The following is a 14,771-nucleotide window of genomic DNA, read 5'->3' as shown; positions in this document are numbered from 1 at the left end:
TCCTTTTCTCAGGCCGCACGGACGGCCAGGTCCTTGGGCGGTTGCGCACCCAGTGCCACCTTGAGCGCGCCGGTCTGAGCGGCCCGGCCGAAGACGTCGTACGCCTCCTCCATGCGCTCCAGGGGGAAGGTATGGGTGACCAGGGCCGGTGTGGGCAGCCGACCCGCCGCCGCCATGCGCAGCAGGGTGGGCGTGGAGTGGGTGTCGACCAGGCCCGTGGTGATGGTCACGTTCTTGATCCAGAGGTCTTCGAGGTGCAGCGTGGCGGGCCTGCCGTGCACGCCCACGTTGGCCACGCATCCCCCCGGTCGGACCATGCGGGTGCACAGCTCGAAGGTCTCCGGAAGGCCGACCGCCTCGATGACGACATCGGCGCCCAGTCCGTCCGTGAGGTCGGCGATGAGCTCCTCGGGGGCCTCCGCCGGGTCCGCGACCGCGTCGGCGCCCAGGCGCCGGGCCGCCTCGCGGCGCGCGGCGGCCGGGTCGACGGCGATGATGCGCTCGGGTGAGTACAGCCGCGCGGTGGCGATCGCGGCGAGCCCGATGGGGCCGGCGCCGACGACGGCGACGGTGTCACCAGGCCGTACGCGGCCGTTCAGGACGCCCACTTCGTAGGCGGTCGGGAAGATGTCCGCGAGCAGCACCGCGTCCTGGTCGGCGAGGGTCTCGGGCAGCGGGTGCACGGAGAGATCGGCGAACGGCACACGGACGTATTCCGCCTGGGTCCCGTCGATCAGGTGGCCCAGTATCCAGCCGCCTCCTCCCCGGCACTGGCCGTACATCGCCCTGCGGCAGTAGCGGCACCGGCCGCAGGCGGTGATGCAGGAGACCAGGACCCGGTCGCCCGGCCGCACGGTGCGCACGTCGGGGCCGGCCTCGACCACCGTCCCGACGGCCTCGTGGCCGAGCACGGTGCCGGGAGACACCTCGGGCACGTCGCCCTTGAGGATGTGCAGGTCGGTCCCGCAGATGGTGACGCAGTCAACCCGTACGACCGCATCGGCCGGCTCCTTGACGACCGGGTCCGGCACGTCCTCCCAGGAGGACTGGCCGGGGCCGTGGAAGACGTAACCCTTCATGACGATCCTTCTCCTCCGACCCGCGGGCATTTCCCATGTCCCCAGCGTCGTCGGGGCGTGGGGGTGCCGCTTGGGCCGGTCGGCCCCTGGTCCCCGGCCGACAGACCTTGCGTCGCGCGGGGCCCCGCCAGGCCCTGCCGGCCCGGTACGTGGGCCGAACGGCCCTGTCGGCGGACCGGTGCGGCGAGGTTGTCTCAGGTCATGGACGAAACCCATGCCGCGTCCGCGGCTGAGCACGGTGTCCGCGTCGTCGGCGGCACGATGCTGGTGGAGCTGCGGGGTGACCTCGACATGCTCACGGCGCCGTCCCTGACGGTGCGGTTGGACGAGCTCACAGCGGGCCGCCGGCCGGACGTCGTGCTCGACCTGCGGGGGGTTTCGTTCATCGACTGCTCCGGACTGGGCGTGCTGTGCCGGGCCAGGAACCGGGTGCTGGCCCGCTGGGGCAGGTTGCGGCTCATCTCCGACGATCCGGGGTTCCTGCGGATCCTGCGGTACGTACGCCTCGCGAACGTCTTCGAAATCCACGCCGGTCCACCTGTGGCACTCGGCGCGGGGCTGACGTCAGGGGTGCCGTTGCGGCACTCGCTCTCGATGAGCGCAGGCGCGGCCAGGAAGCAGCCGGAGGGATGAGCGGCACGCGTGGAGCCACACCCCCGTGGCGCCGGCGTGCCGATCGACTCAAGCGGACGCACCTCCGTCGCCCCCAGCACCAAGTTCCGGCGCGCGTGTCGGCCCCGGATGACGGGATCCATGAGGGTGTCGGTCGGCTGGGCCGCGTCGGCCTGCAGGTCGACGGCACCTCCACGAAGGCGGGGCGCCGGAACTCCGAACGGATGCCGATCGGTCCTCGCTGCGCGACCGCCCACGAGCCCGAACCGAGCGAGCGGGTCACCACATGAGTACGGCTCCGGCGACCAAGCCCATGAGCAGCAGTACGGCAGGGCCCAGGGGTCTGCCGTACTCGGAAGGGGAGCCGGTTTCGGCCGGGCGCAGTTCCGGATGGCTGTGCAGGGCCGCGACTTCCTCGACCATGCGCACGTACGACGGGCGGTGGCTGAGCCGTTTCTCCAACCTCCGCATTCCGAAGCCGGTCACGTGCCACTCGGTGCCGTCGGCGAGGTGTATCTCCGCCCTGCCCTCGTCGGTGTAAAGGGCCGAGCGCACCCGTCCCCACGGGATGTGCCGCCGTCTGAAGGCACCGGTCAGCCACAGCCCCGAGCAGTCCGCGGCGACGCGCCAATTGAGCGTGTGGGCCGCCTGGGGTCCCAGGCCGAAGAGGGCCAGCAAGGGGAGCACGTGCCAGGTGGGCCAGTCCGTGGCGACGGATCGGGTGAGGAAGCCGGTGCCGGCCAGCACACCCGCGGTCATGGCCAGCCCGCCGACGCGGGAGCGGAGGCCGGGGCCCCAGCGCAGTGGGCGCCGGGTGGGCGTCATCGCCGCTGCGACCTCGTCCGCCCGAGCCTTGTAGGCGGCCGATACCGCACCCGGAACCGTTTCCGGGACTCCGGCGTCGAGACGCGGCCTCGTGCCGGGCCTCGGCCGTCGGACGGGGCTTGCGGTCCGGAGCAGGACCGCACGCGCGTCCGCGTCGGTGGTGAGGAGAACGAGTTCACCGCACTCGTACGGCGCGCCGAAGAGGACGGCTTCGTGCAGGCGGGTGTCGATGACGTCACAGGTGTCCTCGTCGTCATCGGCACCGCTCGCCGCCGGTTCCGCGGATGCCCCCACTGTCCGTCTCACATCCGCGCCTTCGCCGCACGCGTGATCCTCGGGAGCAACCGCCGTGAAGAGACAGGTGAAGAGCGGCTTCTCCGCGCAGGTGTCGTCCGCGGCATAGACCCATGTCGTGAACTCTTGGTCCGTGCGGTGCAGCACCCGGAGGGTGGGCTGGGGGACGCGCCGCAGTGAGGCGGCGCGGCGGCGGCGCAGGACGCCCATGGCGAGCAGGGACAGTCCGGGCAGCCCAGTGGCCAGGAACAGCAGCTGCCGGCCGAAAGCGTCGTGCGGCTCGGCGTTCAGGCGCCGCCACGACGACTCATCCTCCAACACGGTGACGGAGCCGCCGATGCGGTAGTCCTCTGGGTAGGCCGAGCCGACGGTGAGCCGACGTCCGTCCTTGGTGCGCACCCCGACCGCGTCCTCGTGCCGGGCCGTCACGGTTGCGGAGGTGCGCGTGGCCCGGGCCGCGTGGCGCTCGTCCGCTCGGACGCCCGCGATCCCCTGGCCGAGTACCAAGCCGGCTGCCGCGCAGAAGACAAGACCGATCACGATCGGCGCGACGCCGCGCCCTACCGCACCGGTAGGTTCGGGCAGCCGGTGCCGTACGCCGGCAACCGCCTCGGCAAGGCGCCTCTGCCGTCGGCGCGCCGCCAGCCGCGCGCCGGCCGAGGCACAGCCCAAGCCCAGGGCCGCCAGCACCGCGAGGTTGGCGGCCATCGACATTGCCCCGGCGCCCGGCAGTTCGGTCCAGGCCACGGTGACAGCCAGAGCGGTCGCGGCAGGCAGAACCAGCTCGGGCAGTCGGGCGAGCCAACACAGCAGACCGAGGACCAGTGAAATCTCCACCAGGCCCGGCCAGTCCGCACCACAGGGCGCCGTATCGCTGCAAGGTACGTCCGGCTCCGCGACGATCGCCCAGGCCACGGCACCGACCAGGGCTGCCATCGCCCACAGCGGCCGCGCCCAGGACGCCGCCCGTATCTCGCCCCAGCGGGAGGCGTCGGCGGACCTCCAGGCGGGCGTGCCCAGCGGCACGGCATCAGCCGGTATCGGGACGATGATCTCGGACACGCGAGGATTATGCGACACCGGGGGCCGGCTGCGACGACCCGGACCGGGGGCTGGAGCTGAGCAAGGCCGTACATGACCGTCAGCCCGAAGAGCGCCGCTCGTGGGAGAGCCGGGAGGCGACCAGGCGAACACCGCCATCCCACGTCGGCGCGCAGCTCAGCGCCGGTTCCCCCGGGGTTTCAGCGGTACCGTCGGCAGCTCGGGAGCAGGCAGCGGATCACCGTCGTAACCCTGCACCTCCCCGAAGCGCCGGCCTTCCGTCCAGTCCCGGCGCGCCTGGCTGATCTCCTGCGTCGACCGGCCGATGAAGTTCCACCACATGACGATCTCCTCCTGGAACGGCGGGCCGCCCAGCAGGATGAGGCGGGCCGGCTCGTCGGTGGGGTTCGTCAGGGTGAGGGTCGTGCGGTGCGGGGCGGCGTAACCGAGTTCCGCCTGCTGGAGCGCGGTTCCGTCGAGGACGATGCGCCCGGAGTCGACCAGGACGCCGTGTTCGAAGTCGGGGGCCACGTCGAGGGTGAGCGTGGCGCCGGGGGCCACGTGCAGCTCGGCACCCAGCAGCGGGGTGAAGGTGCGCACCGGCGAGGTGTCCCCGGCGAGGGTGCCGAGGAAGACCCGGGCCTCGCCGCCGTCCAAGGGCACCGGCGTGGGGGCGTAGTGCTGGAAGTCCCGGGCGGTGTCGCGGTGTTCCGCGGGCAGGGCGACCCAGAGCTGCACGCCGTGCAGGATCGTGGTCGCGGGGGTGGACACCTCGGAGTGGCAGATGCCGTGGCCGCTCGTCATCAGGTTCAGCTCGCCGGGACGCACGAAGGCGTGGATGCCGAGACTGTCGCGGTGTTCGATCTCACCGCTGAAGAGCCAGCTGACGGTCTGCAGGCCGATGTGGGGATGCGGGGCGACGTCCATGCCACCGCTCGACGCGACATCGTCCGGCCCGTAGTGGTCCGCGAAGCACCAGGCACCGATCAGCGTCCGGGCGCGCTGCGGCAAGGTGCGGCGTACGCGCATGGCCCGGGGGCCGCCCAGCGGTACGTCGCGCGGGGTGAGGACCTCGATGTCCGCGGGTGCCGGCCCGTCGGCCTCGCCGCCGCACGCGACGGGGGCGGGCAGTGCTTCTGTGTTGCTCACCGTTCTGCTCCTCCCCCGAAAAGGAAAGTTCGATTTTCAACATTCACTCGTTGATGATAGGACGTACATCGTAAGATCGCGCGATGAAGGAGATCACGTGGCGGAGACCGTGACGGCGCCCACCGGCGGACGGGTGTACGTCGACAAGCAGAGCCCTGACGCCTATCGCGCGATGACCGCCACCGCCGAAGCGGTCCGCAAGGTCGCCGCCGACGCGGGACTGGACCGCGTCCTGGTCGAGCTGGTCAACATCAGGGTGTCGCAGCTCAACGCCTGCGCCTTCTGCCTGGACCTGCACACCCGGGCCGCCCTGCGCGCCGGGGAGACCACACAGCGGCTGGGCGTGCTGCCGGCCTGGCGTGACACCGAGCTGTTCGCACCGCGCGAGCGCGCCGCGCTGGCGCTGGCCGAAGCCACCACCCACCCGGCGGACGCCGAGGCACAGAGCACCGCGTACGACCTCGCCCGTGCCGTCCTGTCGGACGACGAGATCTCCGCCGTGATCTGGGTGGCGATCACCATCAACGCCTTCAACCGCGTCTCCGTCATGAGCAAGCACCCCGTACGCCCGGCACCTCCCCGCTGAGCGCCAGGCTCGCACCCGGCCGCCTCATGGCGCACGCCCTTTGCCCGCACGCGCGTCTAGCATGCGTATGCAAGCAAGGACGCCTGAAGGAGAGTCGTAGGGATGCGCATCGATCTGACAGGACGTACCGCTCTGGTCACCGGCTCCACGCAGGGCATCGGCGCGGCCATCGCCGCCGGCCTCGCCCGGGCCGGAGCCCGGGTGGCTCTCAACGGCCGCACCGAGCAGCGCGTGACCGAGGCCGCGGCCCGGCTGACCGACGAGGTGCCCGGCGCCGACGTGGTCCCCGTCGCCGCGGACGTCACGCACGAGGAGGGCACGGCCCGGCTGGCCGAAGCCCTCCCCCACGTGGACATCCTCGTCAACAACCTCGGCGTGTTCGGCGCCGCCGACCCGCTGGAGATCACCGACGAGGAGTGGCGACGTTACTTCGAGGTGAACGTGCTCGCCGCCGTCCGCCTGACCCGCCTGTACCTGCCGCAGATGACGCGACGTGGCTGGGGGCGGGTGCAGTACATCGCCAGCGACTCGGCCGTGGTCATCCCCGCGGAGATGATCCACTACGGCATGTCGAAGACCGCGCTCCTGGCCGTCGGCCGTGGATTCGCCAAGCAGGCGGCCGGCACCGGTGTGACGGTGAACTCGGTCATTGCCGGACCCACCCACACGGGCGGCGTGGAGGACTTCGTCTACGAGCTGGTCGGCCGGGACCTGCCCTGGGAGGAGGCCCAGCGCGCGTTCATGCGGCAGCACCGGCCGCAGTCGCTGCTGCAGCGGCTGATCGAGCCGGAGGAGATCGCCAACATGGTGGTCTACCTCAGCTCCGACCAGGCGTCCGCCACCACGGGCGGGGCGCTGCGGGTGGACGGCGGGTACGTGGACTCGATCCTGCCCTGAGCGCTTCGGAGCTACGCCCGCACCAGGGGCGTGTCGACCAGGTGCTCCGCCAGGAACCAGGTCTGGAGCTCGCCTGTGCGGATCACCTGGGAGACCAGCACATCGTTGGTCCCGTCGTCGCCCAGCTCCGCGACACGGGCCGCCGCGTCACGGGCGTCGGTGAGGATCGTCTCGTGCGCCTCGAGCAGGCGGGAGAGCATCGCGGGGACCTCCTCGACACCGTCGGGCGGGCGCGGGACCGAGGTCAGCTCGGCGACATGGCGGGCGTCGCCGACGGCCACGCCGCCCAGTGTCTGGACGCGCTCGGCGAGGGTGTCGACGAGTTCCAGCTGCTCGCCTGCGTGCTTGTCCAGCACCAGGTGCAGCTGGTAGAAGGTCGCGCCGCGCATCAGCCAGTGGTGCTTCTTGTAGAGGCCGTGGAGGATCTGCGTGTCCGCGAGGACCTTGTTGAGCCGCTGGCAGGAGTACATGCGGGCCTCGTAGGACAGGGCCAGCGGGAACTGCTTGACGGTGCCGAACTCCTGGATGACGCGGCCCTTCTGGTGCAGCCGGGGCTGGCTGCCGGCGTGCGCGGTGTCGGTGGTCATGTCCGCCTCCTGCGGTGTGTGCGCTCTGTACACCGGTGACGCTAGGTGCCGCCGTCCTGGCTGCCTTGTCCGAGAGCGCATGGCCGTGTGCGCGTCAGCGCAGAGGTGGTTCTCGGCCGCGGCGGACTGCGTACGGGCATGCCGAACGGCCGCGCAGGCGGGGGGAGTCGCCTGCGCGGCCGGGTCGCGGGCCGTGCGGTCAGCCGGTCGCGCGGACCGCCTCGAGGATCAGGTCGGCGACCGCCTCGGGCTGCGAGACGGCCACCGCGTGGGAGGCACCCTCCAGCTCGACGATCGTCGCCCCGGCCCGCTTCGCGCCGAAGCGCTCGACCTCCGGGTTGATCGCCTGGTCGGCGCCGGCCACGAGCGCCCAGGACGGCTTGGTCCTCCAGGCGGCGGCGGAGGCGGTCTCCTCGAAGGCCGCTGCGGCGAGCGGGCGTTGCGCCGCGGCCAGGGCCTTGGTGGTCTCGGCCGGTACGTCCGCGGCGAAGACGGACGGGAAGGCGTCCTCGGCGATGGTGACCTCGACGGCCGGCTCGCCGCCCGGCACCGGGTACGTCCACTGCTTGAGGTTGCTCACCAGCGGGGAGAGCGGGAAGCGGCCCTGCAGCTCGCCCAGGCTCTCGCCCTCCTCCAGGACGTAGGCGGCGACGTAGACGAGACCGACGACGTTCTCGGTGGTGCCGGCCACGGTGATGAGCGCGCCGCCGTAGGAGTGCCCGACCAGCACGACCGGCCCGTCGATCTGGGCGGCGACGGAGGCGACGTAGGCGGCGTCGGAGGCGAGGCCACGCAGCGGGTTGGGCGGGGCGATGACGGGGACGCCGTGGTCCTGCAGGCGGGAGATGACGCCGGTCCAGCTGCCGGCGTCGGCGAAAGCGCCGTGGACGAGGAGGACGGTGGGAGTGGTCATGAGCGGGGTTCCTTGAGGGTCAGGCGCCGTGCAGGGCGGTGTGCAGGGTGCGGACGGCCATCGTGATGGCGGCTTCGGCGGCGTGCGTCTCGCGCAGCGCGTTGAGCATCACGAAGTCGTGGATGATGCCCTGGAAGCGGACGGCGGTGACGGGGACGCCGGCGGCGCGGAGCTTGTTGGCGTAGGCCTCGCCCTCGTCGCGCAGCACGTCCGCCTCACCGGTGATGACGAGCGCCGGGGGCAGGCCGGCCAGCTGCTCGGTGGTGGCGCGCAGCGGGGAGGCGGTGATCTGGGCGCGCTCGGCCTCGTCGGTCGTGTACTGGTCCCAGAACCACTGCATGCCGTCACGGCGCAGGAAGTAGCCGGTGGCGAACTGGTGGTAGGACGGGGTGTCGAAGTTCGCGTCGGTCACCGGGTAGAACAGGACCTGCTGACGCAGCGGAAGCCCGCCGCGCTGCTTGGCCATCAAGGTGAGGGCGGCGGTCATGTTGCCGCCGACCGAGTCACCGGCGACGGCCAGGCGCGTGCCGTCCAGGCCCTGGCCGGCGCCCTCGTCGACGATCCAGCGGGCGACGGCGTAGTTCTGCTCGATGGCGACCGGGTAACGGGCCTCGGGCGACAGGTCGTACTCGGGGAAGACCACGGCGGCCTCGGCGCCGACGGCCAGTTCGCGTACCAGGCGGTCGTGGGTGTGGGCGTTGCCGAACACCCAGCCGGCTCCGTGGATGTACAGGATGACCGGCAGTGTGCCGGTGGCGCCGGCGGGCCGGACGACGCGCGCGCGGACGCTGCCGGTGGGCCCGCCCGGGACGGTCACCCACTCCTCGTCGATCGCCGGCTTGGCGATCTCGCCGGACTGCACCTCGTCGACGGCCTTGCGGCCTTCGGCGGGGGTCAGGTCGAAGAGGTAGGGCGGGTTGGCGGTCGCCTCGGCGAACGCGGCGGCTGCGGGTTCCAGCACGGGGTGTACGGGCTCGACGGCATCGGGCATGTCCGGTCTCCTGGCTCTGTGTTTCGATTGCGCCGGTGAGCCACGCTAGATCCGCTCGAGGGGGGCGGATTGCCGACGCGCGCACGCCCCCTTTTCCGACAGTGCACGCGGTGCTTTTCCGGCTGGTTCGTGCGGGGATTGCACGACGCGCGTCCGCGCCTGACCTTGGGCGGCCTGCACGATGTCCTGGAAGTGCACGGGACGGGGTGCAAGTCTGCGGCAGGGGCCGGAGAGCCGGCCGCCGTCCGCCGTCCGCCGTCGTGGGAGGAGAGCCGTATGCGCCGCTCGCCGAGTGACGTCCTGCGCACCCTGGTGCCGCCCCGGGACGGCCGGCACGGACCGCTGCCGCCGCTGCTGCTGACGCTGACCGTGGTCACCGGGCTCGTCGACGCCGTCAGCTATCTCGCCCTCGGGCACGTCTTCGTCGCCAACATGACCGGCAACGTGGTTCTCCTGGGCTTCGCCCTGGGCGGCAGCACGAGCCTGTCCGCGCTCGCGTCCGTCGTGTCGCTCGGCGCGTTCCTCACCGGCGCGCTGGCCGGGGGCCGGGTCGGCGGACGGCACGCCGCGCACCGCGGGCGCCTGCTGCGCGCGGCGACGGGTGTGCAGACGGTCCTGGTCGCGGTGACCGTGGCGGTCGCCGCGGCCGGGGAGGGGCAGGTCACGACCGGCGTCCGTTACGCGCTGATCGCGTTCCTGGGGCTCGCCATGGGTCTGCAGAACGCGGTCGCCCGACGGCTCGCCGTCCCCGACCTCACCACCACGGTGCTGACCCAGACCCTGACGGGACTGGCCGCCGACTCCACTGCGGCCGGCGGGCAGACGTCCCGGCCCGGGCGGCGCCTGCTGTCGGTGCTGGCGATGTTCCTGGGCGCGCTCGTCGGCGCGGCCCTCGTCCTGCACGGCCACCTGGTCCTCACCCTCATCCTGGCCCTGGCGCTGCTCGCGGTGACATCGGTGACGGTCCACCGCCTGTCGGCCGGCGACCCGGACTGGGTACGACCGGGAGCCAAGTGACGGCACGTCCCGTCCGGCCCCACCGACACCGACACTCCGTGGCCCGGTGCTGCTCGCTGACACCCGACCGCGAAATATCGGCCGGGGCCGTCGTGTTGGTCACGTCATGACTCAAGGTCCCGCCCCTCGCCCGCTGTCCGACGACGCCCTCTCGGAACTGCTCGGCTCCCAGCGCTTCGGTACGCTCGCCACCGTCAAGCGCAGTGGTCACCCGCATCTGACGACGATGCTGTACAGCTGGGATGCCGAGGCTCGTATCGCGCGGTTCTCGACGACCGCCGATCGCATCAAGGTCACGCACCTGCGCCGCGACCCGCGTGCGGCGTTGCATGTGCAGGGCGGCGACGTCTGGTCGTTCGCCGTCGCCGAGGGCGAGGCGGAGGTTTCGCAGGCCACGACCGTCCCTGGTGACGCTGTCGGCCGGGAGCTGCTCGGCATGATCCCGCAGGACGCGCGGCCGGCGGATGAACAGGACTTCCTGGAGCAGCTGGTCGCCGAGCGGCGTGTGGTCGTCCGGTTGAAGGTGGACCGGCTGTACGGGACGGCGCTCGACATCAACGGCTAGCCGGAAGCGGGCGGGTGGGCCGTCGTACCGCACCGGACGGCCGCCCGCACGGCACCCGAGCGACCCCGTGTGCCCCGCCCGCATGCTCCCGTTGCGCCCGGATAGCGCCCTTCCCCGTCGGGGCAGCCGCCTGCACGCTCGAGGCCATGGGGGACGACACCGAACGCATCATCCCGTTACCCGGCCCGGACGGACAGCGGCAGCGGCCGCCGGGCACGCCCCTGCCGTGGGAGAAGGCGGACCGCGCGCAGGCCGCCCGTGACGGCGCGACCGGCCCCGAGCCGCCCGCCCCTCCCCTGTGTCCCCACTGCGGTCTGAGCGGTGACCGCCTCCGCACCTACACGGGGCAGCACGTGCTCCTCGAACCCCGGCTCAGCGTGCCGGCGCATCTCGTTCCCGGCGGGCACCGCTGGCATGTCGACGGCAACGGTGTCGCCTTCAACGCCGGACTGGACGAGCCACGCCCCGGCGAGACCTGCCGGATCCCGCACCAGCTGGCCTGTCCCGGGCTGACGCTGGACGAGATCAGGCCGTGGCGGTGGCTGGCAGCGGTGCGGGACTACAACGCGGTCCTGGCACAGCGGAAGGCGGACGACCAAGGGTTCGCGGAACGGCTCACCGACGCGGGCTGAGACCGCGGTACATGGAGACCTGCGTCGCTCAGGTCGTCGCGTTGTACGCGGCTGCCCAGCCCGCCGGCGTGCGGTCCGCCCTGCTGAAGACGGTCACACCTTCTCTTCCCCGCGGACGGGTCGTCGGGTCCCCGCGGACGGGTCGTCGGGCGCAGGCTGCGGGTAGGGCGGCGCGAGCGTGCCGCCGGTGCCACGCACGCTAACGCAGCGAGGGGTCCTCGTCCGCCGCCGCCGGGGTGCCGACGGTGTAGACGTCCTTCACCTTCACCTCGGTGACGCCGCGTCCTTCGGGGAACACCGCGCGCCAGTCACCGATCACATGCAGCTCGTCCGTGCCCATCGCACGGACGACCAGCAGGCCCTCGTCGTAGGCGCGGTGCGCCTTCCACCACAGGTTCACGAACGCCTGGGAGCGGATCAGGTGCATCCAGTCGGTGCGGTACAGCTCACGGTTGTAGTTCGACTCCCCCATCGTGGAGACGAACTTCGAGTACATCGCCTTGACGTACTCCAGCGTGACCGTGTCGTCCTCGGCGAGGGCGCGTTCCCGGGCATCTTTCAACGCGACACGGAACTTCTCCAGCAGGCCCTCGGTGGCCCCCGACGTCCAGGACTCGTGGATCTCCGGCGGGTCGCACAGGCCGTACCTGGGTCCCGACAGGCGCAGCAGCAGGCGCAGGGTGGGCTCGGTGACCCACAGCGGCCCCGGCTCGTCCCGGCTGCCGATCGGGTTGGGCAGGTAGGCGTCGTGCTCCCATGCGGGCGGGGTGATGAGGTGGACTCCGGCACGGCGGCGGTCGTGCTGGTCGCCGACGCTGTGCTCCAGCTGGCCGAGCGGCAGATGTGTCTTGAGCGCGGACAGGTAGGCGCCGTTGATGTCGAGGGCGGTCACCTCGTGCTCACCGGCCGGGAGGTGGGTGCGCGACCATTTGGGCCGGGCCTCCCAGATCTCGTCGGCGCCGCGCGCGGTCTGCTTGCGCAGGATGTCGGGCAGCCAGGGGTGGGCCACGATGTCGTACCGGCCGCCCTTGCGGGTGGCGTCCAGCAGGGCCATCGCATCGGGAATGGCCCGCTTCACCAGCGCCTTCGTGGCCGCGTCGACGTCGCCGCCGTGCTCGGCCAGGGCGGCGGACACGGCCGTCCCGATCATGTCCGGGGTGTCGGCGCTCTTCAGCCGGCGGCCGACCGGGACGACCTTCTGCGCGCCGGGCCGGTCCGCCGGCGCCGACCGCCGGGTGTACGGGGCCTGCGCGGCCGCCTGCCCTCGCTGCGGGGGGCGTACGGTCGGCGCGGGCCGGGACGTGCCGCATTCGGCGGGGTCGAGGTGCTGTGGGAATCCCGCGACCTGATGCCGGGCGGGCTGCCCGCACAGGACACATGGCTCGGGTGCGGCCAGTGCCTCGACGTCGTCCTGACCGGCGTACGGGTCTTCCGCGGCAGTGGGCTGGGCGACCGGGAAGTCGGCGGCCATGTTCTCTTCTGCGGGCTTCTCCTCGGCCTCTTCGGGCCTGGCCTGCGCCGCGCCGGCCTCCAGTTTGGTCCGCGCGCCCTTGAGGAAGTACGCGTACTTCTCGCGTACGTCGCCGCTCGGGTCCCGTCCGCTTTCCCAGCCCGCCACGGTGGACGGGCTGACACTCAGGGCCTGCGCGAGTTGGGCGCGCGAGAGGTTCAGTCCTTCGCGCAGGGCGCGCCGCTCCTCCGCGGGCGGCAGCGGTGCCTCTGTGCGTGCGCCGGCCAGCAGGGCGTCGATCGCTTCGAAGTCGGTCACCGCGCTCCACCGTCCCCTACGGTCTCGGGGCGTGCGGTGGCGGTGTTACGGCCGGGCACGCGACGGCGCTCGTCGGGCAGCGCCTGAACGGCCCGGGTCGGTCCGGCAAGAAGGTCGAGCACGTCGATACCGTAGTGCGCGGCCACCGCGTCGCAGTGCGCCAGGCTCCACGAGGCCGTACCGGACTGACGTCGACTGACCTGGGCCTGACTCACCCCCAGCCCGGCAGCGAGAATCCCCTGCGATTCCCCTGAGGCATACAGCAGAGCGGCCACAGCCGACCGCACCCGCTCATCGAGACCCATCACCACGGGGCCACTCTACCGCGCAACAGGCATGAATCATGCGTATTGCGCATCCCCGCCGTGGAGCCCTGCATAGCGGCGAGCGCGCCGCACAGTGCGATTCCGACACGACACCGACCGCCCGACGACCCAGCGCCACCAGCTCGCGGCCGAGGCGGCGCCCGACAGGGCCGGGACCGGCCGTTCACATTTTCCTCACACGGCCGCCACACATCTCATACGACCGGTAGGCTCCAGCCCGCACCGCTGCCACAACTGAGGGGGGATCACCTCATGCGCATCCGCTTGCGCCACGCTGTCGCGTTCGCCGCCGCTTCCGCCGCGATGATGGCCGTCGTGACCGCCGCGCCCGCCCAGGCCGCCGAGTACTCCTCGGCCCTGAAGATCAAGGGCGTCCAGTACGACGCACCGGGCCGCGACGACAACCGCTGCAACGGCGGCAACACCAGGAACGAGTATCTGACGATCAAGAACTACTCGCGCACGACCGTCAACCTCAAGGGCTACGTCGTCAAGGACGCCGCCGGCAACAGATTCGCGTTCACCGCGAACCACACTCTCGAGCCGGGCGACTACGTGCAGCTGCGCGGCGGCCGCGGTACCGACTCCGACCGCTACAACGTCGTCTACCGCCAGAACTGCAACTTCATATGGAACAACGACAAGGACACCATCTACCTGTACAAGCCGGGCGGCGCCCGCGCCGATGTGCACTCCTACACCAAGAGCTCCGATGACCGGGACGGCAACGGCTACATCACCTACCACGGCTGAGCCTCGCACGGCATGAGACCGGTCGCGGGGCGGGCCCCGCCCCGCGACCGGCCGGCCGGCCGCACGCTGCCCGGACACCATCCGCTGACGGAGGACACAGGTGGACCCGAACGATCAGGACGTTGCGCTCTCCGACACCCAGTGGCAACGGCTCGCGACCGCGCGCCAGGCATACAGCGACGCCGTCAGCCCGCACTACGACGAGGTCCTGCACCAGGTCACCGAGCGCGCGCACCGCGAGGGGTCCATCGGCAAGGCCGACATCGGCGCCCTGCTGCTGTGGAAACGCCTCCGGGGCGACACCCGCTGGGCGGGCGACTTGATGGCGCTCGCCGACGGCACCGTACGCAAGGTGACAGCCGCAGCCGTCACCGCCGTACGCGACACCTCCCTGAGCCCCGGCGCGGCCGCCCGGGCCGGCCGCGCGGCGCTGGCCGAGTTGCCCGGGTTCCGCTTCGGAGACGCCCTGGCGTCGGCCGTGCTGACTGCTGCCGCACCCGACCGCATGGCCGTCTACGACCGGCGCGCCCACGCCGGACTGCGCTCCCTCCACATCTCCCTCACCGACGGCCGCGGGCGCTACGGCCGCTACATCGAGACCGTCGACCGCTTGCTGACCACAGCCCCGGACCGATTCCGCGCCTGGAGCCCGCGCGAGTTGGACACAGCGCTGTACTTCCTGCCGCGGAACCCGGACGCCTAGGCTCTGCCTCCCGGACGTCCCACCTCGAGGTGC

16 protein-coding genes are annotated in these 14,771 nt (G+C 72.0%); 8 read left to right on the top strand and 8 right to left on the bottom strand.

The window, feature by feature from the left end; all coding sequences use genetic code 11:
* Positions 1-8 precede the first annotated feature (8 nt).
* On the bottom strand, positions 9-1,079 hold the full coding sequence (locus ACZ67Q_RS05680) for a zinc-dependent alcohol dehydrogenase family protein (protein WP_471176822.1): 1,071 nt from the start codon (positions 1,077-1,079) through the stop codon (positions 9-11).
* 201 nt (positions 1,080-1,280) lie between these two features.
* Here ACZ67Q_RS05680 and ACZ67Q_RS05675 point away from each other — a divergent pair, with 201 nt between their 5' ends.
* Positions 1,281-1,712 (top strand): STAS domain-containing protein, encoded by a 432-nt coding sequence (locus ACZ67Q_RS05675; protein WP_471176819.1) that lies wholly within the window; start codon positions 1,281-1,283, stop codon positions 1,710-1,712.
* Between the two features lie 258 nt (positions 1,713-1,970).
* On the opposite strand, the gene ACZ67Q_RS05670 is transcribed toward ACZ67Q_RS05675, so the two are convergent.
* Together ACZ67Q_RS05670 and ACZ67Q_RS05665 are read right to left on the bottom strand one after the other, a co-directional pair.
* Positions 1,971-3,872, bottom strand: coding sequence for a hypothetical protein (locus ACZ67Q_RS05670; protein WP_471176816.1), 1,902 nt, complete (start codon positions 3,870-3,872; stop codon positions 1,971-1,973).
* A gap of 156 nt (positions 3,873-4,028) precedes the next feature.
* On the bottom strand, positions 4,029-5,000 hold the full coding sequence (locus tag ACZ67Q_RS05665; protein ID WP_471176813.1) for a pirin family protein: 972 nt from the start codon (positions 4,998-5,000) through the stop codon (positions 4,029-4,031).
* A 97-nt stretch (positions 5,001-5,097) separates the two neighbouring features.
* Between ACZ67Q_RS05665 and ACZ67Q_RS05660 the strand changes: the two genes are divergently transcribed.
* Both ACZ67Q_RS05660 and ACZ67Q_RS05655 read left to right on the top strand, forming a co-directional pair.
* Complete coding sequence (locus tag ACZ67Q_RS05660) at positions 5,098-5,586, top strand: carboxymuconolactone decarboxylase family protein (RefSeq protein WP_471176811.1); 489 nt, start codon at positions 5,098-5,100, stop codon at positions 5,584-5,586.
* Between the two features lie 102 nt (positions 5,587-5,688).
* Positions 5,689-6,483: an SDR family NAD(P)-dependent oxidoreductase gene (locus ACZ67Q_RS05655; RefSeq protein WP_471176809.1), complete on the top strand. Its 795-nt coding sequence runs from the start codon at positions 5,689-5,691 to the stop codon at positions 6,481-6,483.
* Positions 6,484-6,494: 11 nt separating this feature from the next.
* On the opposite strand, the gene ACZ67Q_RS05650 is transcribed toward ACZ67Q_RS05655, so the two are convergent.
* The 3 genes from ACZ67Q_RS05650 to ACZ67Q_RS05640 form a co-directional block, all read right to left on the bottom strand.
* Positions 6,495-7,070: a Dps family protein gene (locus ACZ67Q_RS05650; protein ID WP_471176806.1), complete on the bottom strand. Its 576-nt coding sequence runs from the start codon at positions 7,068-7,070 to the stop codon at positions 6,495-6,497.
* A gap of 199 nt (positions 7,071-7,269) precedes the next feature.
* Entirely contained in the window at positions 7,270-7,983 is a 714-nt protein-coding gene (locus ACZ67Q_RS05645) for an alpha/beta fold hydrolase (RefSeq protein ID WP_471176803.1), read from the bottom strand.
* Between the two features lie 19 nt (positions 7,984-8,002).
* Positions 8,003-8,974 carry an alpha/beta hydrolase gene (locus tag ACZ67Q_RS05640; protein ID WP_471176800.1) on the bottom strand — a complete coding sequence of 324 codons (972 nt, stop codon included), beginning with the start codon at positions 8,972-8,974 and terminating at the stop codon, positions 8,003-8,005.
* Between the two features lie 276 nt (positions 8,975-9,250).
* On the opposite strand from ACZ67Q_RS05640, the gene ACZ67Q_RS05635 reads away from it, so the two are divergent.
* The 3 genes from ACZ67Q_RS05635 (at position 9,251) to ACZ67Q_RS05625 (ending at position 11,188) form a co-directional block, all read left to right on the top strand.
* Positions 9,251-9,991 (top strand): YoaK family protein, encoded by a 741-nt coding sequence (locus ACZ67Q_RS05635; RefSeq protein WP_471176797.1) that lies wholly within the window; start codon positions 9,251-9,253, stop codon positions 9,989-9,991.
* A gap of 106 nt (positions 9,992-10,097) precedes the next feature.
* Positions 10,098-10,556: a TIGR03618 family F420-dependent PPOX class oxidoreductase gene (locus tag ACZ67Q_RS05630; RefSeq protein ID WP_471176794.1), complete on the top strand. Its 459-nt coding sequence runs from the start codon at positions 10,098-10,100 to the stop codon at positions 10,554-10,556.
* A gap of 146 nt (positions 10,557-10,702) precedes the next feature.
* A complete protein-coding gene (locus ACZ67Q_RS05625) occupies positions 10,703-11,188 on the top strand; it encodes a DUF6083 domain-containing protein (RefSeq protein WP_471176792.1) in 486 nt (161 codons plus the stop codon).
* A gap of 199 nt (positions 11,189-11,387) precedes the next feature.
* On the opposite strand, the gene ACZ67Q_RS05620 is transcribed toward ACZ67Q_RS05625, so the two are convergent.
* Both ACZ67Q_RS05620 and ACZ67Q_RS05615 read right to left on the bottom strand, forming a co-directional pair.
* Positions 11,388-12,956, bottom strand: coding sequence for a helix-turn-helix domain-containing protein (locus ACZ67Q_RS05620; RefSeq protein ID WP_471176790.1), 1,569 nt, complete (start codon positions 12,954-12,956; stop codon positions 11,388-11,390).
* Positions 12,953-13,261, bottom strand: a complete 309-nt coding sequence (locus ACZ67Q_RS05615) for a helix-turn-helix domain-containing protein (protein ID WP_471177712.1) — start codon at positions 13,259-13,261, stop codon at positions 12,953-12,955. Before ACZ67Q_RS05615 ends, ACZ67Q_RS05620 begins: the two co-directional genes overlap by 4 nt.
* 273 nt (positions 13,262-13,534) lie before the next feature.
* Here ACZ67Q_RS05615 and ACZ67Q_RS05610 point away from each other — a divergent pair, with 273 nt between their 5' ends.
* Both ACZ67Q_RS05610 and ACZ67Q_RS05605 read left to right on the top strand, forming a co-directional pair.
* A complete protein-coding gene (locus ACZ67Q_RS05610; RefSeq protein ID WP_471176787.1) occupies positions 13,535-14,035 on the top strand; it encodes a lamin tail domain-containing protein in 501 nt (166 codons plus the stop codon).
* Positions 14,036-14,135: 100 nt separating this feature from the next.
* The gene (locus ACZ67Q_RS05605) at positions 14,136-14,738 is read left to right on the top strand and encodes a hypothetical protein (protein ID WP_471176784.1); all 603 of its coding nucleotides are present in this window, start codon (positions 14,136-14,138) and stop codon (positions 14,736-14,738) included.
* Positions 14,739-14,771: the final 33 nt, after the last annotated feature.

The sequence above is a fragment of the Streptomyces sp. NPDC036813 genome (assembly GCF_055609245.1).
The sequence above is the reverse complement of the archived record's forward strand: the minus strand, read 5'-3'. Positions and strand labels throughout refer to the sequence as shown.